Annotated in this window: 19 protein-coding genes and 1 riboswitch; of the genes, 7 read left to right on the top strand and 12 right to left on the bottom strand. The window is 72.5% G+C overall.

From position 1 onward, the window contains the following. Positions 1-4 precede the first annotated feature (4 nt). On the bottom strand, positions 5-1,090 hold the full coding sequence (locus AC5L3C_RS15360) for a GNAT family N-acetyltransferase (RefSeq protein ID WP_493649469.1): 1,086 nt from the start codon (positions 1,088-1,090) through the stop codon (positions 5-7). A gap of 207 nt (positions 1,091-1,297) precedes the next feature. Here AC5L3C_RS15360 and AC5L3C_RS15355 point away from each other — a divergent pair, with 207 nt between their 5' ends. Further along, positions 1,298-2,170 carry an HAD family hydrolase gene (locus tag AC5L3C_RS15355; protein ID WP_493649468.1) on the top strand — a complete coding sequence of 291 codons (873 nt, stop codon included), beginning with the start codon at positions 1,298-1,300 and terminating at the stop codon, positions 2,168-2,170. Here the strand turns inward: AC5L3C_RS15355 and AC5L3C_RS15350 are convergent. Next, positions 2,134-2,649, bottom strand: coding sequence for a transglycosylase SLT domain-containing protein (locus tag AC5L3C_RS15350; RefSeq protein WP_493649467.1), 516 nt, complete (start codon positions 2,647-2,649; stop codon positions 2,134-2,136). The genes AC5L3C_RS15355 and AC5L3C_RS15350 overlap by 37 nt on opposite strands. Before the next feature lie 3 nt (positions 2,650-2,652). Next, a riboswitch (cyclic di-AMP (ydaO/yuaA leader) is annotated at positions 2,653-2,822 on the bottom strand. A gap of 537 nt (positions 2,823-3,359) precedes the next feature. On the opposite strand from AC5L3C_RS15350, the gene AC5L3C_RS15345 reads away from it, so the two are divergent. The 4 genes from AC5L3C_RS15345 (at position 3,360) to AC5L3C_RS15330 (ending at position 7,707) form a co-directional block, all read left to right on the top strand. Next, positions 3,360-4,370 (top strand): polyprenyl synthetase family protein, encoded by a 1,011-nt coding sequence (locus AC5L3C_RS15345; protein ID WP_493649466.1) that lies wholly within the window; start codon positions 3,360-3,362, stop codon positions 4,368-4,370. Between the two features lie 239 nt (positions 4,371-4,609). Beyond that, complete coding sequence (locus AC5L3C_RS15340; protein WP_493649465.1) at positions 4,610-5,836, top strand: LolA family protein; 1,227 nt, start codon at positions 4,610-4,612, stop codon at positions 5,834-5,836. 37 nt (positions 5,837-5,873) lie between these two features. Beyond that, complete coding sequence (locus tag AC5L3C_RS15335) at positions 5,874-6,848, top strand: ABC transporter ATP-binding protein (protein WP_493649464.1); 975 nt, start codon at positions 5,874-5,876, stop codon at positions 6,846-6,848. Further along, positions 6,835-7,707 carry an ABC transporter permease gene (locus AC5L3C_RS15330; RefSeq protein ID WP_493649463.1) on the top strand — a complete coding sequence of 291 codons (873 nt, stop codon included), beginning with the start codon at positions 6,835-6,837 and terminating at the stop codon, positions 7,705-7,707. Before AC5L3C_RS15335 ends, AC5L3C_RS15330 begins: the two co-directional genes overlap by 14 nt. A gap of 7 nt (positions 7,708-7,714) precedes the next feature. Here AC5L3C_RS15330 and AC5L3C_RS15325 read toward each other — a convergent pair whose 3' ends face one another. The 3 genes from AC5L3C_RS15325 to AC5L3C_RS15315 all read right to left on the bottom strand — a co-directional run bounded on the left by AC5L3C_RS15325 (position 7,715) and on the right by AC5L3C_RS15315 (position 10,062). Continuing rightward, entirely contained in the window at positions 7,715-8,299 is a 585-nt protein-coding gene (locus AC5L3C_RS15325; protein ID WP_493649462.1) for a flavodoxin family protein, read from the bottom strand. 81 nt (positions 8,300-8,380) lie between these two features. After that, complete coding sequence (locus AC5L3C_RS15320) at positions 8,381-9,538, bottom strand: amidase (protein WP_493649461.1); 1,158 nt, start codon at positions 9,536-9,538, stop codon at positions 8,381-8,383. 14 nt (positions 9,539-9,552) lie between these two features. Then, positions 9,553-10,062 (bottom strand): DUF6668 family protein, encoded by a 510-nt coding sequence (locus AC5L3C_RS15315; protein ID WP_493649460.1) that lies wholly within the window; start codon positions 10,060-10,062, stop codon positions 9,553-9,555. 160 nt (positions 10,063-10,222) lie between these two features. On the opposite strand from AC5L3C_RS15315, the gene AC5L3C_RS15310 reads away from it, so the two are divergent. Beyond that, positions 10,223-11,434, top strand: a complete 1,212-nt coding sequence (locus AC5L3C_RS15310; RefSeq protein ID WP_493649459.1) for a tetratricopeptide repeat protein — start codon at positions 10,223-10,225, stop codon at positions 11,432-11,434. Between the two features lie 204 nt (positions 11,435-11,638). Here the strand turns inward: AC5L3C_RS15310 and AC5L3C_RS15305 are convergent, their stop codons facing one another. From AC5L3C_RS15305 to AC5L3C_RS15295, 3 genes are all read right to left on the bottom strand, one after another. After that, positions 11,639-12,112 (bottom strand): VOC family protein, encoded by a 474-nt coding sequence (locus AC5L3C_RS15305; RefSeq protein ID WP_493649458.1) that lies wholly within the window; start codon positions 12,110-12,112, stop codon positions 11,639-11,641. A gap of 73 nt (positions 12,113-12,185) precedes the next feature. Next, entirely contained in the window at positions 12,186-13,199 is a 1,014-nt protein-coding gene (gene rarD, locus AC5L3C_RS15300) for an EamA family transporter RarD (RefSeq protein WP_493649457.1), read from the bottom strand. 172 nt (positions 13,200-13,371) lie between these two features. Then, the gene (locus tag AC5L3C_RS15295) at positions 13,372-14,226 is read right to left on the bottom strand and encodes an SDR family oxidoreductase (RefSeq protein WP_493649456.1); all 855 of its coding nucleotides are present in this window, start codon (positions 14,224-14,226) and stop codon (positions 13,372-13,374) included. 91 nt (positions 14,227-14,317) lie between these two features. Between AC5L3C_RS15295 and AC5L3C_RS15290 the strand changes: the two genes are divergently transcribed. Next, entirely contained in the window at positions 14,318-14,725 is a 408-nt protein-coding gene (locus AC5L3C_RS15290) for a winged helix-turn-helix transcriptional regulator (RefSeq protein ID WP_493649455.1), read from the top strand. A gap of 31 nt (positions 14,726-14,756) precedes the next feature. Here the strand turns inward: AC5L3C_RS15290 and AC5L3C_RS15285 are convergent, their stop codons facing one another. From AC5L3C_RS15285 to AC5L3C_RS15270, 4 genes are all read right to left on the bottom strand, one after another. Further along, positions 14,757-15,851, bottom strand: a complete 1,095-nt coding sequence (locus AC5L3C_RS15285) for a 2-oxoacid:ferredoxin oxidoreductase subunit beta (RefSeq protein WP_493649454.1) — start codon at positions 15,849-15,851, stop codon at positions 14,757-14,759. Then, entirely contained in the window at positions 15,844-17,775 is a 1,932-nt protein-coding gene (locus AC5L3C_RS15280; RefSeq protein WP_493649453.1) for a 2-oxoacid:acceptor oxidoreductase subunit alpha, read from the bottom strand. The genes AC5L3C_RS15285 and AC5L3C_RS15280 overlap by 8 nt, the downstream gene beginning before the upstream one ends. Positions 17,776-17,948: 173 nt before the next feature. Continuing rightward, positions 17,949-18,608 (bottom strand): response regulator transcription factor, encoded by a 660-nt coding sequence (locus tag AC5L3C_RS15275; RefSeq protein WP_276313893.1) that lies wholly within the window; start codon positions 18,606-18,608, stop codon positions 17,949-17,951. A 232-nt stretch (positions 18,609-18,840) separates the two neighbouring features. After that, positions 18,841-20,205: a sensor histidine kinase gene (locus tag AC5L3C_RS15270; RefSeq protein WP_493649452.1), complete on the bottom strand. Its 1,365-nt coding sequence runs from the start codon at positions 20,203-20,205 to the stop codon at positions 18,841-18,843. Positions 20,206-20,304 lie beyond the last annotated feature (99 nt).

Genomic DNA, 20,304 nt, shown 5'->3' with positions numbered 1-20,304 from the left:
TTCCTCACGAGCGGCGCAGCCGTGCCGCGCCCTTCAGGGTCCGAGTCGCCAGGGACGCCAGGCGCGGGCGGGCGCGGACGAAGGCGTGGGCGCGGCGTGCCGGTTCGCGGCTCAGCCGGTGCAGCGCGGCCCCCGCCCCCGGACGGGTCACCGCCCCCTCGTGGACGGCGCGTTCGCCGGTCTTCAGCGCGTCCTTGTACTCCGCGCGCCCGCGGCCCAGGTCGAGCAGGCCGATGCCCTCGGCCGCCGCCGCCTCGGCCATCCGCAGATGCAGCACGAGCCCCGGCGAGTACTTCGCGAACTCCGGGTCGTACGCCGGGAACCAGCAGGCCAGCACGGTGGCCGAACGCAGGCCGAAGTGCGCGGCGACGGGCCGGTCACCGGCGTACAGGACGGACAGCGTGCCCGTGCACTGCGGGGCCCGGGTCTCGGCGAGCCGGCCCACGAGCCGGGCGATCCACTCGCGCGCGAACCGGTCGCGGCGCCCGGTCCTGCGGTACTGCGCCGACTTCCACGCGACGAGCGCCCGCAGCGCGGCCGGGTCGCGTTCGTCGAAGACGAACCGCACGCCCCCGGCGCGGCGGTCCAGCCGGCGCTCCTTGGCCAGCGTGGTCTTCAGGAACTTCGGCGACTGGGTGCGCAGCACCGACTCGTAGGTCTCGTAGCCCTTCTCCACGTCGATGACGTAGGTGGCGTGCTCCTCGGCCGCGTACGGCACGAACAGGTCCTGCCCGGCCTCGAGGTTGTCGAAGGCGAAGCTCGACACCTTGCAGGCCCGCAGCAGTTCACCGGCGTCCGGGACGAGGCCGGGTGCCAGCACCGCCCCCTGGCAGTCCGACACCCCGAGCCCGATCGCCCGGCCCTGCCCCGCCACGCCACGCTCGTAGGGCAGGAAGCCCACCGGCCGCGCCCCTTCGTACAGCACGGCCACCCGGGCCCGGGGCCGCACCCGGCCCACGGCAATGGCGAACTCCGGTTCCATGAAAGGGCTGCGCGGTGCCTCCGCGGCGGCGCGCAGTTCCCGCCAGCGCTCCCGCTCCCCCTCGCCGAGCTCCTGCGGCCTCAGCTCGCGCACGCGTCCACTGCTCACCTGACCCCCCGATCAAGTCCCCCCTGGACTCTTTGGACGGTACCGCCGGTCCCATCGGGGCGGTAGATAGCGGACGATGTTCTTGCCAAACGGTGAAAGAGTCCTCAACCGGTCCGTACCCGGAGATGACGGAAGGCGAACCGCACCGAAAACGAGCGGATACGGGCACGGTGAATCGGACGGTTGCGTTGTCCGTATTCTCTGATCATGGCCGCACCCACCGCTTTCTCGCTCATCGCCACCGACCTGGACGGGACGCTGCTGCGCGGCGACGACACCCTGTCCGACCGCTCTCTCGCCGCCCTCGCGCGGGTGGAGCGGGCCGGTGCCCGGCACCTCGTCGTCACGGGGCGTCCCGCCCCCCGGGTGCGGCCGCTCCTGGACGATCTCGGCTCCACGGGGCTCGCGGTGTGCGGCCAGGGTGCGCAGGTGTACGACGCCGGCGCGGACCGGCTGCTGTGGTCCGTCACGCTGGACCGGGAACTGGCGGAGACCGCCCTCGGCAAGATCGAGGCCGAGGTGGGGGAGGTGTACGCCGCGGTCGACCAGGACGGGGTCGACGGGCTGACGCTGATCGAGCCGGGCTATCTGATGCCGCACCCGACGCTGCCCGCGGTGCGGGTCGAGCGGCGGCGCGATCTGTGGGAGCGGCCGATCAGCAAGGTGCTGCTGCGCCACCCCCGGTTCACCGACGACGCGTTGGCGGCGGCGGCGCGGGCGGTGGTCGGTTCGCTGGCGACGGTCACCATGTCGGGGCCGGGCACCGTGGAGCTCCAGCCGTGCGGTGTGACCAAGGCGAGCGGGCTCGCGCTGGCGGCCGAGCACCTGGGGCTGAGCCCGGAGCGGACGGTCGCCTTCGGGGACATGCCCAACGACATCCCCATGTTCGACTGGGCGGCGCACGGCGTCGCCATGGCCAACGCGCACCCGGAGCTGAAGGCGGTGGCCGACGAGGTCACCATGTCGAACGAGGACGACGGCGTGGCCGTCGTCCTCGAGCGACTGTTCGGTGGGCCGGCCGTGCTCGGCCGTCAGCGGTCGGCTCAGTACGCGCCGAAGACGTTGTCGATCGAGCCGTAGCGGTCGGCGGCGTAGTTGCAGGCCGCGGTGATGTTCGCGACCGGGTCGTACGGGTCGAAGGCGGTGCCCGGCACGTGGTACGCCTGGAAGGTCGGGTCGATGACCTGGAGCAGGCCCTTCGACGGGGTGCCCTTGGCGGCGTTGGAGTCCCAGAGGTTGATGGCGGCCGGGTTGCCGGAGGACTCGCGCATGATGTTGCGGTGGATGGCGTCGTAGGAGCCAGGGATGCCGTGCTGCGCCATGATGTCCAGCGACTCGCGGATCCAGCCGTCGAGGTTGTCCGGGTACGCGGTCGTGGCGGCGGTGGCCGTGGCGGCCGTCGTGGGCGCCGCGGAGGCGGTGGTGGCGCCGAACAGCGGGAGGGCGACCACGGCGACGCCGGTGCCGGCGACGGCGAGGGAGCGGGCGAGGCGACGGTTGGCGAGGGAGCGGGCGAGGCGACGGTTGCGGAAGCGACGGAGCTGACCGGAAACGGGCATGACTGGGTTCCTCTCCTACGCCTGCGAGGTGAGCTGTCGGGTTCGGGCGGGAGAGTGCCCGGCCGTGCCCCTGGAGGCATGGCTTCACCCCTAGCCGTTCCGGCGCGTGGCCGGCCCGGCGGCTTACCTGGGTCCCCCGCTCCTGCCGTGCGTGAGTTCGTCGGTGGGTGTGATGCGGGCGGTGGCAGGATTCGGCGTCCGCCCGGCAGGCCCGGAACGTATGCGAGAGCAGATGTCGGGAACAAGTACGGGGATCACGCAATCGTCCCTTTGATCTTGGATGGGGCGATTTGGGGTGCTTGATCCTTTGCGGATGCCAAGGGCCAACTCGGTTGCGCGGGAAGGGGAAACGGCGCTCGGGTGCGGGGGTGGGCGCGACGGGGTACGCGTGACCGACGTCACTGATCGCAAGCACCGGGAGCATTTACCGCCAAGGGGAATCCACTTGCCAATTGCGACAAATCGGTCGACCGGCCGGGCAGGATGGACAGTGAGGCGTTATGTCCGGGAAGGAGGGAATTGTCCGTTGCGTGGTCCGTCGCTGTCAGCCGATCGGAAGCACTCGGCTCCCGATCCGGTACCGCACTCCTCGTAACCCCGGGTGGCGGCGGTGATCGAAACATGACCGGATACGCTGACTCGAGTGATGGCAGCGACCTATCGACATTCCGTGTAACCGCCAGTGGACACCAGCAGACAGGAGACCCCTCGTGACCGTCGTCGGGCCGTTCGGGCTGAGCGTGCGGGACCAGGCTCTGGAAGCCGATGTCCAGGCCGGGATGGCGGCTGTCGAGGAAGGGCTGATCGAGGCCACCAAGAGTGAGGTCCCCTTCATCACCGGCGCCGCCCAGCACCTGGTGCGGGCCGGCGGCAAGCGGTTCCGTCCGCTGCTGGTGATGCTCGCCGCCCAGTTCGGCGATCCGTACGCGCCCGGCATCGTGCCGTCCGCCGTGGTCGTGGAGCTCACCCACCTGGCCACGCTCTACCACGACGACGTGATGGACGAGGCCGAGGTCCGCCGCGGAGTCGACAGCGCGAACGCCCGCTGGGGCAACTCCGTCGCGGTCCTCACCGGCGACTTCCTCTTCGCCCGGGCCTCGCACATCCTGGCCGACCTCGGACCGGAGGCGGTGCGGGTGCAGGCCGAGGCGTTCGAACGGCTGGTCACCGGACAGATCCTGGAGACCGCGGGACCGCAGGACGGCCGCGACCCGGTCGACCACTACCTGGACGTGCTCGGCGGCAAGACCGGATCCCTGGTCGCCGTCTCCTGCCGCTTCGGCGCGATGATGTCCGGCGCCGACGAGACGGTCGTGGACGTGCTCACCCAGTACGGCGAGCGGCTCGGCGTCGCCTTCCAGCTCGCCGACGACGTCCTGGACATCGCCTCCGACTCCAGCGAGTCCGGCAAGACCCCCGGCACCGACCTGCGCGAGGGCATCGCCACGCTGCCCGTGCTGCGGCTGCGCGAGCGGGCGGCCCGGCTGGGCCTCGCCGAGGACATCGCCCTGTGCGAGCTGCTGGACTCCGACCTCACCGACGACGCCCGGCACGCCGAGGCGCTGCGGCTGCTGCGCGCGCACCCCGCGCTCGAGCAGGCCCGCCGGGACACCGTGCGCTACGCCGAGGAGGCGCGCTCCGCGCTGGCCCCGCTGCGTGACTGCGAGGCCAAGCGGGCCCTCGTTCAGCTGTGCGACGCGGTGGTGCACCGCGCCGGCTGAGCCACCGGCCCGAACTCCCGCCCGACCCCTACTGGTCGGGGCGGAAAACCGCCCCCGTGTCATACCCGAGCAGTACACGCGGTTGCGCCCGCGGGCTGACGCTTCCGGCCGCCGGATTTGGTCAGATGGACCACGACGGACAACACCACTTCTCACCGGTTCGGGTGAGAATGGCGGCTCAGGGCGAGACTGGTGTGAGGACACGAGACGGAAGCCGCCGCCGACCACGGAGGGCACTCATGGCACCGTACGATTCCGAGAACACGACGGCCGCGGGGGAGGCGGAGGCCGACGAGCGGCGCACGATGCGGCGCAGGGCCGCGCGCTACGTCGTCCCGGTCACGGTCATGGGCGTGGCGGCCGCCACCATCGGGCTCGTCCCCGCGATCGCCAGCTCCGGCGACCCCGACCTGCCGGAGATCACCGCCGCGGAGCTCATCGAGAAGATCGCGGAGTCGGACGTCGAGCAGCTGTCCGGCACCGTGAAGATCACCACGGACCTCGGGCTGCCGGACCTCGGCGGCCTCGAGAGCGGCTTCCTGTCCCAAGCGGCGGGCCAGGGCGAGGAGGGCGGCTCCTCGGCCGACCCGTCCGCCAGGCTGACCGAACTGGCGTCCGGCACGCACACGCTGCGGGTCGCCGCCGACGGCCCCGAACGGCAGAAGGTCTCGCTCCTGGAGGACGCCGCCGAGTACAGCCTGATCCGCAACGGCACGGACGTCTGGGGCTACGACAGCGAGTCCAACGAGGTCTATCACGGCACCGTCGAGGAGTCCGGCGAGGAGCGGGAGCAGCAGCCCCCGGCCACCCCGAAGGACTGGGCCGAGGAGGCGCTGAAGTCGGTCGACGACACCACGTCCGTGACCGTCGACGGCACCGCCCAGGTGGCCGGCCGGGACGCCTACCGGCTGGTCGTCGAGCCCAAGCAGTCCGGCACCACGGTCGGCGCGATCAGCATCGCGGTCGACCACGAGACCGGCATGCCGCTGAAGTTCACGCTCACCCCGGCGAGCGGCGGCGCGGCCGTCGTGGACGTCGGCTTCACCAAGGTGAGCTTCGACCGGCCGGCCGCCTCGACCTTCGAGTTCACCCCGCCCAAGGGCGCCGAGGTGACCGAGGCCGACGAGGCGGAGGGCGGCCGGGAGCACTCCGAGAAGCGCGGGAACGCCCCGAAGTCGGAGGAGGACCTGGCCAAGGGCGCCGACGGGCCGTCGGTGCTCGGCGAGGGCTGGAACTCCATCGCCACCTTCGACACCGGCGGCGAGGGCGGCCTGCCCACCGATGAGGCGGGCGGCGACGTCGCCGGCTTCCTCGACTCGCTCGGCGACAAGGTCAAGGGCGACTTCGGCACCGGCACGGTGTTCAGCACCCGCCTGGTCAACGCCCTGATCACCGAGGACGGCAAGGTCTACGTGGGTACGGTCACCAAGGACGCGCTCGTGAAGGCGGCCAGCGAGGGCAAGTAGGCCCGACCGTACGACAGGACAGGGAGCGAGGGAGCCGATGACGCAGGCGTCCGCCGCCGGGCCGGACGGGGAGCACACGGGTGAGGGAGTCATCACCACCCGCGCGCTCACCAAGCGCTACCGCGGCGGACAGCTCGCCGTCGACGGTCTGCGGCTGACCGTCCCGTCGGGCAGCGTCTTCGGCTTCCTCGGCCCCAACGGCTCGGGCAAGACCACCACCATCCGCATGCTGATGGGCCTGATCGAGCCGACCTCCGGCACGGCGCACGTCCTGGGACGCCCCATGCCGCGCTCCGCGCGCGCCGTCCTGCCCCACGTCGGCGCCCTCATCGAGGGCCCCGCCCTGTACGGCTTCCTCTCCGGCCGGGACAACCTCCTGCGCTACGACGCCGCCGACCCCACCGCCGATCCGCGCACCCGGCGTACCCGCGTCGCCGCCGCCCTGGACCGGGTGGGCCTGACGGCCGCCGCCGGCAAGAAGGCGAAGGCGTACTCCCTCGGCATGAAGCAGCGCCTCGGCCTCGCGGCCGCCCTGCTCCAGCCGCGCCGGCTGCTCGTCCTGGACGAACCGACCAACGGCCTGGACCCGCAGGGCATGCGGGAGATCCGCACGCTGATCCGCGAACTGGCCTCGGACGGCACCACCGTCTTCCTCTCCTCCCACCTGCTGGACGAGATCGAGCAGGTGTGCACGCACGCCGCCGTGATGGCCCGGGGGCGGCTGATCACCCAGGGCCCGGTCGCCGACCTGGCCGCGGGGGCCCGCGGCCGGCTGGTGGTGACCACGCCGGACACGGCGGACGCCGCCCGGGTGCTGAAGGAGCAGGGGGTCGCCGATGTGGTTCTGGCGGAGGACCGGGTGACCGGCGAGGTGCCGGAGCGCGACCTCGCCGAGGTGAACGCGGCCCTGGTCACCGCGGGCGTCCGGGTCCGCGGCCTCGGGGTCGAACGGGCCTCGCTGGAGGACGCGTTCGTGGCACTGACCGGGGAGGGGTTCGATGTCGCGGGCTGAAGCGGTGCGGAAGGCGAACCCGCTGTGGACCCTCGGCCTGCTGCGCAGCGAACTGCTCACCACGTTCCGGCGCTGGCGCACCCTCGCCCTGCTCGGGGTGCTGGCGGCCGTACCGGTCCTCGTCGGCATCGCGGTGCGGATCGAGACCGGCGACGGCTCGCCGGGCGGAGGAGGGGGCGGAGGCGGCGGCCCGGCGTTCATCTCGCAGGTCACCAACAACGGACTGTTCCTGGTCTTCACCGCGCTCGCCGCCACCCTGCCGTTCTTCCTGCCCATGGCGATCGGGGTGGTCGCGGGCGACGCCCTCGCCGGCGAGGCGAACGCCGGCACCCTGCGCTACCTGCTGGTCGCCCCCGCCGGCCGGACCCGTCTGCTGCTCACCAAGTACGCGACCGTGATGGCCTTCTGTCTGGTCGCCACCCTGGTGGTCGCCGTCTCGGCGCTGCTCGTCGGCGCGCTGCTGTTCCCGCTGGGCGACCTCACGACCATCTCCGGCACCCGCATCGGCTTCGGTGAGGGTCTGGCCAGGGCCCTGCTCATCGCCCTGGTCGTGGCCGCCTCACTGATCGGCGTGGCGGCGCTGGGTCTCTTCGTCTCCACCCTGACCAACAGCGGCATCGCGGCGATGGCCACCACCGTGGGGCTGCTGATCACGGTTCAGATCCTCGACCAGATCCCGCAGCTGCACGCCCTGCACCCCTATCTCTTCTCTCACTACTGGCTGTCCTTCGCCGACCTGATGCGCGAGCCGGTGTACTGGGACGACCTGACGAAGAACCTGGGCCTCCAGGCCCTCTACGCGGCCGTGTTCGGCTCGGCGGCGTGGGCGAGGTTCACGGCGAAGGACATCACCGCATAGGCGCCCCTCAGCCGGCCTCGTACGGGAAGCGGGCCAGGGGCGCCTCCCGCGCGAAGAACGTCTTGGCCCGCCCCAGCGCCTCCGTGTCCTTCAGCACGTCCCCCGGCTTGCTGCCGTTGCCGAGCAGCACTCCGCCGAACCGCATGCCCAGGTAGGCGGCCGAGTTGTTCAGGAGGCCGGCCAGCGGGTCGGCGACCTCCGGCTCCTGGTGCGCGAGCGCGGTGACGCCCCACAGGGTGCGCCCCGCCATGGCCGCGTGGAAATCCAGCCCCGGAGTGCGCAGCCACCCCGACCAGTGGTCCAGGTAGCGCTTGGTCTGCGCGGACACCGAGTACCAGTACAGCGGCGAGGCGATCACCACGTCGGTCGCCGCCAGTGTGGCGTCGAGGAGCAGGGCCAGGTCGCCCTCGGTGGGGCGGACGTGATCGGTGTCGTGGCGCAGGTCCTCGAAGTCGGGGAGGGGGTGGGCGGTGAGGTCGATCCACCGCTGCTCCACGTCCGGGGGCAGCTGTTCGGCGGCCCGGCGGGCCAGCAGTTCGGTGTTGCCGTCGGGACGGGCACTGCCCAGGACGAAGAGGAAACGACGCGTCATGATGACCCCCAGATGATCGGCGTACGCCAATAAAAGGCTCGTGCATCATATGCGCATGCAAGCAACTTCGCCAAAGGGGGGTCAGCCGGCGGCGGTCCCGCGCCGTTCCGCCTCGCGCGCCACGGCGAGCAGCAGCTCCTCCCGTCCGTGCGCCGCCACGAGCTGGAGCCCCGCCGGACAGCCGTCGGTGCCGAATCCGGCCGGCAGGCTCAGCGCGGGGTGGCCGCTGACGTTGAACGCCCAGGTGAGCGCGGTCGAGTAGACGTCACCCGGTCCGTCGTGGCCGTGCGGTGCCGTGGGCGCCGTGGGGGTGAGCAGCAGGGGGGTGCGGGCGAAGAGCGCGGCGAGGCGGCCGTCGTTGGCGGCGCGGACACGGCGCGCGACGGCGGGGTCGGCGCCGGGGGTGCGCAGGGCGAGCCAGGCCGGCGTGGGGTCGAGGAGCCGCGGCGGCGGAGCCGGCCGTACCAGCCGCACGACACCCGCGTCGACGAGCCGCCCGACGGCCGCCCGGGCCAGGGCGACGGGTTCCGGACCGGGCGCGGAGAAGCCCAGGCCGGGGGACCAGACGGCGGGGACGGGGAAGGCCACGGAGGACTCGGCGGGGGCGGGGAAGGCCACGGAGGACTCGGCGGGGGTGGGCCGCCCCGACATCACCCGCCACCACGCCGCCGCGTCCGCGGCCGTGCGGGTGAGCACCCCGGGCGCCGCGAGACCCGTACGGTCCGGTGAGGGCAGGCGGCCGTTCGTGACCTTCAGGCCGACGACGCCGCACCACGCCGCGGGGATCCGCACCGAGCCCGCGCCGTCACTGCCGGTCGCCAGCGGCACCAGACCGGCCGCCACCGCGACCGCCGACCCGGCCGAGGAGCCGCCCGGCGTGCGGTCCGCCCGCCACGGATTGACCGTACGGCCGTGCGCCCCCTGTCCCCAGGTCTGCCAGGCCGTGCCCGGCCCGGGTACGGAGGTGGCGCCCACCGCCACACAGCCCGCCGCGAGCAGCGGGCCCGCCGCGGCCGCGCCGCGCCGCCCCTTCACCGCGATCGGCACCCCGGCCAGCGGCAGCGGCTCCCCGGCGGCGACCCGCGCGTCCACCTCGGCGGCCCGGCGCAGCGCCTCCTCGTCCCACACCTCGAGGAACGCGCACAGTTCCGGATCCGCCCGCCCGATCCGCTCCAGCGCCTCCGCGGCCACCTCCACGGCCCGCCGCCGGCCCGCGCGGACGGCGCGGGCCAGCTCCACGGCACCGGTCCCGCTCAGCGCGACGCGCCCGTCAGACGGGCCAGCGGCTCGGTCCCGCGGGGCGGGCGGCCGCTCAGGTCACCCAGCCGCCATTCGGGCACCCACGGCACGCGGTACACGTCGATCAGCGATTCGATGATCCGGATCCGGTGGGCGAGGGGACGCGGCAGCCGGCCCGGCGCGTCCGCCACCAGGACCACGGCGTCCAGGTCGAGCCCCTGGGGTGCCTCCCCGCGCCGGAACACCTCCGTGGCCGGGACCACGGCGTCGAGGCCGGCCGCGTGGGTCCGGGCGACGAGGAGCACCGACTGCGGATCGGCGGGGCCGGGCCAGACCCGTCCGCCGTCGTGTCCGCCGTAGACCGCGGCGAGTGTCGAGACGCCGGCGCCGCCGTGCAGGCCGACGAAGGAGAAGCGCCGGGCCGTCGCCCGCGCGGCGGCGGGCGGCGGAGCGGCCTGCGCCTCCGGTGCCGCCACCGGCCCTCGGATCCAGATCTCCGGTCCCTGTCGCATGCCTTCGCGCATGCCCCCTCTCCTGCTCGCCACCTCGATGGTCATGCCGCCGCCGGGACGGGGAGCCGGCGGGGACGGCCGTTGGGACGAGCCTGTGACAACGCGGTGACGTGAGAAGCGCGGGTGAGCGGACAGACTCGACGGCAGGTGGTACGACCCGAATGAGGGAACGATGTCTCGACTCAGCCGCGAGAAGAAGCGGGAACAACAGCAGGCCGCGCACGCGGGAAATCTTGCGGCGATGCCGATCGACGTCCATGTCCCCCTCGCCGGCGGGGGCGGCTCGGGCGGGGCGTCGGTCGGCGGCGTGACGGTGATCGCGGGACCCGGCGAGGAGATCCAGCAGGCGGTGCTGGACCGCCTCCACCGCATCGCCATCGCCTCCGGTCACGCGGTCCTGGCCACCGTGCACGACGAACGCATCGGGTACGTCGTCCCCCTCCAGGTCGAACCGGACGGCTCCAGCCACTTCTCGGGCCGCCCGGCCCCGATCACCCCGGCACGGAGCCGGGAGCCGCGGGACGACAGCCCGCAGCCGATACCCGGGGCCGGACCGGGATCCGCGCCCGCGCCGGGCAGTGAGTCGTACGTCGAACGCCCGACGCACATCCTGCGCCAGGTTCCCGAACCGCCGGCTCCCCGGGGCGTCGTACCGGCCTTCGAGCCGCGGGCCGTACCGGGGCAGGCGGAGGGCACGCCGCCGGGCACGGTCGCGCCCCCGACGGGCGTGTTCGGCCCGCCCCCGTCGATGGACGCGCGGCCGGACACCCCCGATCCGGAGCCTCAGCCGGCCCCCGGGACCGGGACCGGGTCCGGGTCACACGCCGTGTCGGACCCGGACCCCGACGTCAGGCACACCCCGCCGCGCGGGTTCGACGCCGTGGCGGAGGCGGTGCTCGGCGACGCGCCCGCGGCCGCGAACGCCGGGAACCACCTCGCCGAGCCGATGGCCCGGGTCAACGAAGCCGTCCGCTCCGGACACATCGACTCGGCCGCCCGGCTGGCGGAGGAGACCGTGGAGCAGGCGTCGGTCACCCTGGGGCCGGAACACCCCGAGGTGCTGCGCCTGCGCGAACTCGCCGCGTACATCGCCTACCTGGCCGGTGAGCCGGTGCGCGCCTTCCGGCTCTCCCTCGACCTCGCCCTGATCTGCCGCCGCACCCAGGACACCGAGGCCGCCTACGGCAACGTCCGCAGCGCCGCCACCGCGTGGCGCGCGGTGCGCGAGCCGCAGCTGGGACTGGAACTCGGGCACGAGCTGATCGCGCTGTGGACCGAGCTCACCGCCGAGGGCGGCCCCGCCGCCGACGAGATCGAGGAGCTGGAGTCCGCCCGCGCCCGCATGGGCCGCCTGACGGAACGCGTCCGTACGCTCCAGACCTGACCGCGCCCCGCCCCGGTGGCGGGCGCGCTCCGACAGGACCTAGTGCCCCGACAGGCAACGTTCGCCCCGTCGCGACGCCCGGCACGCACTCTCGCCGCACCGGCCGAAAGCCCAAGTACGTCCAGTACGAGGACTTCCGGCCGGCACGCCGAGAGCACGCACCGGACGCCGCTCCTTGACGGGCAAACGTTGCCTGCCGCGGCACTAGTGCAGACAGAACTCGTTGCCCTCCGGGTCGGCCATGACCACCCAGCTCCCGGAGGGCTCCTCCACACGGCGCAGCACCCGCGCGCCGAGTCCTTCGAGCCGGGCGAGCTCCTCCTCGCGGCGTCCCTCGCCCGGGTGCAGATCGAGATGCAGCCGGTTCTTGACCGTCTTCTTCTCGGGCACGCGCTGGAAGAGCAGCCGCCGCCCGCGGCCGGTTCCGCTCTCCACGTCGTAGGGGTCGTCGGGGTGCCGTACCGCCGCGAGGTCGCGCCAGGCGTGGCGGCCGTGGGACTCGGTGACGAGCTCGGCGGGGACGGCTCCCGCGGCGAGCAGCTTCCCGATCAGCGCACTGTTGTCCTCGACCACGTACCGGAGGGCGGCGGCCCAGAAGTCTGCCTGTGCGTGCGGGTCGGCCGCGTCGACGACGACCTTCCAGTGCACCGGCGCGGCCGGAGTCGGTGTCTGTGTCATGGCACCAGTTATAGGTCCCGGCACTGACAACGCCCGGCGGCCGGCCACGCGACCCGCCGGTGGCGCGGTCCCGCTACGGCCTCGTGGCCGCCGTGTCCGTCGCGGGCACGGCGGCGACCTCCCCCGGGCTCCGTTCCTCGGCATCGGCCGGGGCAGCCGCCCGCCGTGTGACGGGCCGGCCGGCCAGGGCTCGCGCGGTCCGGCGGGCGGTGCGCAGCGCGTCGTAGGTCAGCAGGGTGAGCGCCAGCCAGACCAGGGCGAAACCGGCCCAGCGTTCGGGCGGCATGGCCTCCTTGAAGTACAGGACGCCGAGCAGGAACTGGAAGACCGGTGTCATGTACTGGAGCAGCCCCAGCGTCGACAGGGGCACGCGGACGGCGGCCGCGCCGAAGCACGCCAGGGGGAGCGCGGTGACGATGCCGGCGGCGGCGAGCAGCAGCGCGTGCCCGGTGCCCTCGGTGCCGAAGGTGGCCTCGCCCCGGGAGCCCAGCCACAGCAGGAAGGCGAGCGCGGGCAGGAACTGGATCGCCGTCTCGGCGGCCAGCGATTCGACCCCTCCGAGGTCGACCTTCTTCTTCACCAGACCGTAGGTGGCGAACGAGAAGGCGAGGCAGAGGGAGATCCACGGCGGCCGGCCGTAGCCGACGGTGAGGACCAGCACCGCCGAGGTGCCGACCGCGACCGCCGCCCACTGCACGGGCCGCAGGCGTTCCTTCAGCAGCAGCACGCCCATCGCGATGGTGACCAGCGGGTTGATGAAGTAGCCGAGGGAGGCCTCGACGACGTGGCCCGAGTTCACGGACCAGATGTAGAGGCCCCAGTTGGCCGTGATGACCGCCGCGGCCACCGCGACCAGCGCCAGCCTGCGGGGCTGCCGCAGCAGCTCACCGAGCCAGGCCCAGCGGCGCACGACGAGCAGGGCGGCGGCCACGAAGACCAGCGACCAGACCATCCGGTGGGCCAGGATCTCCACCGCTCCGGCGGGCTTGAGCAGGGGCCAGAACAGCGGCACGAGTCCCCACATGCCGTACGCCGCGAAGCCGTTCAACAGTCCTGTCCGACGCTCTGCGGCCGACTTCCCGGTCACGGGCCCCTCCTTCATGCCTGTCGCGTGCCGTGTCCGTGCGACGCCCGCTCATACACGCGACGCCCGCCGGACGACGGTAACGCCGGACACCCCCGCGTGTCATGTCCGTACCGGCATACGGTCATGACGTGCGGGGGTGCCGGGGTATCCGTGACTCCGGGCGGCGGCCGGGTCAGCCCTTGAGTGCGGCGGCGACGGCCTCGGCGAGCGGCGTGGTCGGACGGCCGGCCAGCCGGGACAGATCGCCGCTGTCCACGACGAGTTCCCCCTTCTCGATCGAGACGTCCACGCCCGCCAGGACGGCCGCCATCGGCTCGGGCACCCCGGCGCCGGCCAGGATGCCGGCGAGCGCCTCGGGCGTCACCGGGTTGTAGGCGATCTCCCTGCCGGTCTGCCGGCTCAGCTCGGCCGCGTACTCGGCGAAGCTCCACGCCTCGTCGCCGCCCAGCTCGTAGGTCTTGTTCTCGTGCCCCTCGCCGGTCAGTACGGCGACGGCGGCGGCCGCGTAGTCGGCCCGCGAGGCGGAGGAGACCCGGCCCTCGCCGGCGGCGGCGACCACCGCGCCGTGCTCCAGCACCGGGGCGAGGTTCTCGGTGTAGTTCTCGTGGTACCAGCCGTTGCGCAGCAGCGCGTAGGGCACGCCCGAGCCGAGCAGCGCCTCCTCGGTGCCGCGGTGGTCGTCGGCCAGGGCGGCGGTCAGCGTCCCCGGGGCGCTGGTGTAGGCGAGCAGGGCGACACCGGCGGCCTTCGCCGCGTCGATGACGACCCGGTGCTGCGCCACCCGCCCCTTGTCGAACTCGGTGCCGGAGATCAGCAGTACCTTGTCGCCGGCCTGGAACACGCCGTCGAAGGTCTCGGGGGCGTTGTAGTCGGCGACCGCGATCCGCACCCCGCGCCCGGCGAACTCCGCCCCCTTCTCGGCGCTGCGCACGACGGCGGTGACCTGCTCGGCCGGAACCTTCTGGAGCAGCTGCTCCACGACGAGGCGGCCGAGCTTTCCGTTGGCTCCGGTGACGACGATGCTCATGGTTGGGAACTCCTTGAGGGGTGGATGTGTCACTAACCCTAGGAGTAGCGCTAACTTCCGGAAAGTACCCACTTTGAAGTAAGGTACCTACATGGCGGTAAGTGATGGGGGCCGGAGCAGAGACGAGGGCAACGAGGCGATGTGCCCGCACCGCCTGGTCCTGGAACACGTGACCAGCCGCTGGGGCGTCCTCGTGCTGATCCAGCTCCTGGATCGCCCGCACCGCTTCAGCGAACTGCGCCGGGCGATCGGCAGGGTCAGCGAGAAGATGCTCGCCCAGACCCTCCAGACGCTGGAGCGCGACGGCATGGTCCACCGCGAAGCCCACCCGGTCATCCCGCCCCGCGTCGACTACTCCCTCACCGGCCTGGGCCGCGAGGCCGCCGAACAGGTGCGCGACCTGGCCCTGTGGACCGAGAAGCGCACGGCCGACGTGATCGCCGCCCGGCAGGCGTACGACGGGGCCCGGCGGGCGCAGGACGAGGCCCGGACGCCGTAGCGCCCGGGCCCGGGGTGAACCGCGACGGCGGTCAGCCGACGACGGTCCAGGTGTCGCCGCCGGCCAGGAGGGCGCCGAGGTCGCCCTTGCCGTTCTGCTCGACGGCGGCGTCGAGCTGGTCGGCCATGAGGGTGTCGTAGACGGGCCGGTCGACCGAGCGGAAGACGCCGATGGGCGTGTGGTGCAGGGTGTCGGGGTCCGCGAGCCGCGACAGGGCGAACGCGGTGGTCGGGGACGCGGAGTGCGCGTCGTGGACCAGGATCTCCCCCTCGTTCTCCGGCGTCACCGCCACCACCTTCAGATCACCGGTCTGCCGGTCGCGCACGACGCCCTTGGCACCTCCCCCACTCTCGGCTTCGCTCGAGCGGGAGGTGCCCCCAGCGCCGAAGCGGATCGGCTCGCCGTGCTCCAGGCGGATCACCGCCTCCTCGGCCTTCTGCCGGTCCTTGAGGACCTCGAACGCGCCGTCGTTGAAGATGTTGCAGTTCTGGTAGATCTCCACCAGCGCCGTGCCGGGATGGTCGGCCGCCTGGCGGAGCACCTCGGTGAGGTGCTTGCGGTCGGAGTCGACCGTCCGGGCGACGAAGGACGCCTCGGCGCCGATGGCCAGCGACACCGGGTTGAAGGGCGCGTCCAGGGACCCCATCGGCGTCGACTTGGTGATCTTGCCGACCTCGGAGGTGGGGGAGTACTGGCCCTTGGTCAGGCCGTAGATCCGGTTGTTGAAGAGCAGGATCTTCAGGTTGACGTTGCGCCGCAGGGCGTGGATGAGGTGGTTCCCGCCGATGGACAGGGCGTCGCCGTCACCGGTGACGACCCACACCGACAGGTCCCGGCGCGAGGCGGCCAGGCCGGTGGCGATGGCCGGCGCCCGGCCGTGGATCGAGTGCATCCCGTAGGTGTTCATGTAGTACGGGAAGCGGGAGGAGCAGCCGATGCCGGAGACGAAGACGATGTTCTCCTTCGCCAGACCGAGCTGGGGCATGAAGCCCTGCACGGCGGCGAGGACGGCGTAGTCACCGCAGCCGGGGCACCAGCGCACCTCCTGGTCGGACTTGAAGTCCTTCATGGACTGCTTGCCCTCGGCCTTGGGGACGAGCTGGAGCAGCGCGTTGGCGTCAGTCATCGATGGCCTCCTTCAGCGCCGCGGCGAGCTGCTCCGCCTTGAACGGCATACCGTTGACCTGGTTGTACGAGTGAGCGTCGACCAGGTACTTCGCCCGGACGAGGGTGGCCAGCTGCCCGAGGTTCATCTCGGGGATCACCACCTTGTCGTACCCCTCGAGAACGCCCGCGAGGTTCCGCGGGAAGGGGTTCACGTGCCGCAGGTGCGCCTGGGCGACCTGCTCCCCGGCGGCCCGCAGCCGCCGTACCGCCGCCGTGATGGGCCCGTAGGTCGAGCCCCAGCCGAGCACCAGCACCCGCGCCGAGCCGTCCGGGTCGTCGACCTCCACGTCCGGCACCTCGATGCCGTCGACCTTGGCCTGGCGGGTGCGGACCATGTGGTCGTGGTTGGCCGGGTCGTAGGAGATGTTGCCCGTGCCGTCCTGCTTCTCGATGCCGCCGATGCGGTGCTCCAGACCCGGCGTGCCGGGGATCGCCCAGGGCCGGGCCAGGGTCTGCGGATCGCGTTTGTAGGGCCAGAACACCTCGGTGCCGTCGTCCAGGGCGTGATTGGGCCCCTGCGCGAACCGCACCCGCAGATCGGGCAGCTCCTCCAGGTCCGGGATCCGCCACGGCTCGCTGCCGTTGGCCAGATAGCCGTCGGAGAGCAGGAAGACGGGCGTGCGGTACGTCAGCGCGATCCGCGCCGCCTCCAGGGCGGCGTCGAAGCAGTCCGCCGGCGTGCGCGGCGCGACGACCGGGACCGGCGCCTCGCCGTTGCGGCCGTACATGGCCTGGAGCAGGTCCGCCTGCTCCGTCTTGGTCGGCAGGCCGGTGGAGGGGCCGCCGCGCTGGATGTCCACGATCAGCAGCGGCAGCTCCAGCGACACCGCCAGACCGATCGTCTCGCTCTTGAGCGCCACACCGGGACCGGACGTCGTGGTCACCGCCAGTGACCCGCCGAACGCCGCGCCCAGGGCCGCCCCGATACCGGCGATCTCGTCCTCGGCCTGGAAGGTGCGCACACCGAAGTTCTTGTGCCGGCTCAGCTCGTGCAGGATGTCCGACGCCGGAGTGATCGGATAGGAGCCCAGGAACAGCGGCAGGTCCGCCTGCCGGGACGCGGCGACCAGCCCGTAGGCCAGGGCCAGGTTCCCGGAGATGTTGCGGTAGACACCCGGCGGGAACGCCGTCGCGGCCGGCGCCACCTCGTAGGAGACCGCGAAGTCCTCCGTGGTCTCCCCGAAGTTCCAGCCCGCGCGGAACGCGGCGATGTTCGCCGCCGCGATGTCGGGCTTCTTGGCGAACTTCGACCGCAGGAACTTCTCCGTGCCCTCGGTGGGCCGGTGGTACATCCAGCTCAGCAGCCCGAGCGCGAACATGTTCTTGCTGCGCTCGGCCTCCTTGCGGGTCAGGTCGAACTCCTTGAGCGCCTCCACGGTCAGCGTGGTCAGCGGCACCGGATGCAGGTGGTAGCCGTCCAGGGAGCCGTCCTCAAGCGGGGAGGCGTCGTAGCCGACCTTCTGCATCGCCCGCTTGGTGAACTCGTCCGTGTTGACGATGATCTCCGCACCGCGCGGCAGATCGCCGATGTTCGCCTTCAGAGCGGCCGGGTTCATCGCGACCAGCACGTTGGGGGCGTCGCCGGGCGTGAGGATGTCGTGATCGGCGAAATGCAGCTGGAAGGACGACACACCGGGCAGGGTGCCGGCGGGCGCGCGGATCTCGGCCGGGAAGTTCGGCAACGTGGACAGGTCGTTGCCGAAGGACGCGGTCTCCGAGGTGAAACGGTCACCGGTGAGCTGCATACCGTCACCCGAGTCCCCGGCGAACCTGATGATCACTCGGTCGAGCCGGCGGACGTCCTTGGTGCCCGCCGCTTTGCGCTGCTCCCCTACGACTGCTCCGTCGGCCTGCGCCGCTGTGCTGCTGACCTGGCTGGTCACTGAACTGGACCTCCTCGAGGGCGGCTGTCCGGGACGGCCTTCCCGCAGGCCTTCCCCGGATCAACCCTACGTCCGCAAGGGGCGCCTCCCTCGGGTCATTCGCATCTTGGACACGACTTCGAGACGTCCCACCGGGCCTTTTCGTGACGTCGTCAGGAGTTGAGAGACGCAGGTCACGAGTTGAGATAGGTGAGAACCGCCAGGACCCGCCGGTGGTCGCCCTCGCTGGGGGAGAGCCCCAGCTTCAGGAAGATGTTGCTGACGTGCTTCTCCACCGCGCCGTCGCTGACCACCAGCTGCTTGGCGATCGCCGAGTTCGTCCGCCCCTCGGCCATCAGCCCCAGCACCTCCCGCTCGCGCGGGGTGAGCCCGGCCAGCACGTCCTGCTTGCGGCTGCGTCCCAGCAGCTGCGCGACGACCTCCGGGTCCAGGGCCGTACCGCCCTCGGCCACGCGCACCACCGCGTCCACGAACTCGCGCACCTCGGCCACGCGGTCCTTCAGCAGATAGCCCACGCCCCGGCTGGACCCGGCGAGCAGCTCCGTGGCGTACCGCTCCTCCACGTACTGCGACAGCACCAGCACCCCGACCCCCGGATGCGTCTTGCGCAGCTGCACCGCTGCCCGCACACCCTCGTCCGTGTGCGTCGGCGGCATCCGTACGTCCGCCACCACCACGTCCGGGAGCATGCCCCGCCCGTCCAGGTCGGTGATGGTCTTGATCAGCGCGTCGCCGTCCCCGACACCGGCCACGACCTCGTGCCCCCGGTCGGTCAGCAGCCGGGTCAGACCCTCCCGCAACAGCACCGAATCCTCGGCGATGACCACCCGCACCCTGTCCTCCACGATTTCGGCCCCCCACGCCGCGCGCCGGACCCGTCCGTATGACGGGTCCGGTCGTCCACAGCTCCAGCATTCCAGCTTCCGCCGGGAGGACGGGCCGGGGCAACGCGATTGGGGGTGTCATCGGGGTTGCCGGCCCGCACGGGCGGCCGGGAAGGGCGAGGCGGGCCCACACCCGCCCCGCCCTTTCCGGAAGGCGTTCAGCACATGCTCCGGACCGCTGTCACCGGGCCTGCTCCGCGCGCCACGGCAGCTCGGCGGTCACCCGGGTGGGGCCCCCGGCCGGGGAGTCCACCACCAGGATCCCGTCCACCGCGTCCAGCCGCTCCGCCAGCCCCGCCAGCCCCGAACCCTCGGCGGTGTCGGCGCCGCCCACCCCGTTGTCGACGACCTGGAGCATCAGCCGGTTCTCCGACCGCCACACCTCCACGGCCGCCCACGTCGCCCGGGAGTGCTTGCTGATGTTCTGCAGCAGCTCCGAGGCCGTGAAGTAGGCGATGCCCTCGATGGCCGGCGCGGGCCGCTGAGTGAGGTCCACCTCCACCTGCACCGGGACCGTGCAGCGCGAGGCGACCGAGGAGAGCGCCGCGTCCAGGCCCCGGTCGGTCAGCACCGCCGGGTGGATGCCCCGGGCCAGGTCCCGCAGCTCCTGAAGGGCCGTCTTGACCTCACCGTGCGCCTCGTCCACCATCTGCGCCGCGACCTGCGGGTCCTCCCGCAGCTTCTCCTTCGCCAGGCCCAGATCCATGGCCAGCGCCACCAGCCGGGCCTGTGCCCCGTCGTGCAGATCCCGCTCGATGCGCCGCAGGTCCGCCGCCGCCGTGTCCACCACGACCCCGCGGTCCGACTCCAGCTCCACCACCCGCGTCGCCAGCCGGGACGGCCCGAGCAGCCCGTGCACCATCAGGCGGTCCACCATCGTCAGCGCCCGCACGATCCACGGCGTGGCCAGCGTGAACAGCAGCCCCACCCCCGCCGTCACCGTGATCTCGAACGGGTTGTCCAGATACACCTGGTGCGTCTCGTCGCCGTACAGCTGCAGACCGTCCTGCCCGCCGTACACGGGGAAGACCCAGAACCACAGCGGATACGTCAGCAGCGACCAGCCCAGCGACCAGAACGTCACGGTCACGGAGAAGGTCAGCACCGCCCACGGCAGCTGCAGCACCGCGTACAGCAGGGACCGCCACGAGGCGCCGCTCTTCAGCACGGCACCGACCCACCCCATGAGCCCGTTCCGCCCGGCCCGCAGCGGCTCCGGTTCGCCCACGTCCAGGCGCAGCAGCCCCCGCGCCCGCGCCCGCTCCATCACCCCGAGGCCGCGGCAGCCGGCGAGCGCCGCCGCCAGCACCGGGACACCGAGGAACGTCACCAGCAGGCCCGCCCCCAGCGACACCATCGTGACCGCGTAGGTGAACAGCAGAATGCTGATCGGCAGGCTCAGCAGCACATACCCCAGCTCGCGCCAGGTGCGCCCCTCGACCGGCGCCCGCAGCGCGGCCGGCAGCCGGTGCCGCCGTTCCCCGGCGCTCCCGGGATGTCCGGGCTGCGCGTGGAACCCGTAGCCCTCTCCGTACTCCGTGGCCATCGGCGTCGTCCTTCTCCTCGTCCGGAGCTGTGCTGTCGTATCTCCAGACTGCTGTGCCGCGGGCCGGCGGGCCATGGAGTCCGTCGCAGTCTTGGACGG

This window comes from Streptomyces speibonae (assembly GCF_984686075.1).
This window is presented reverse-complemented; position numbering and strand designations above follow the sequence as displayed.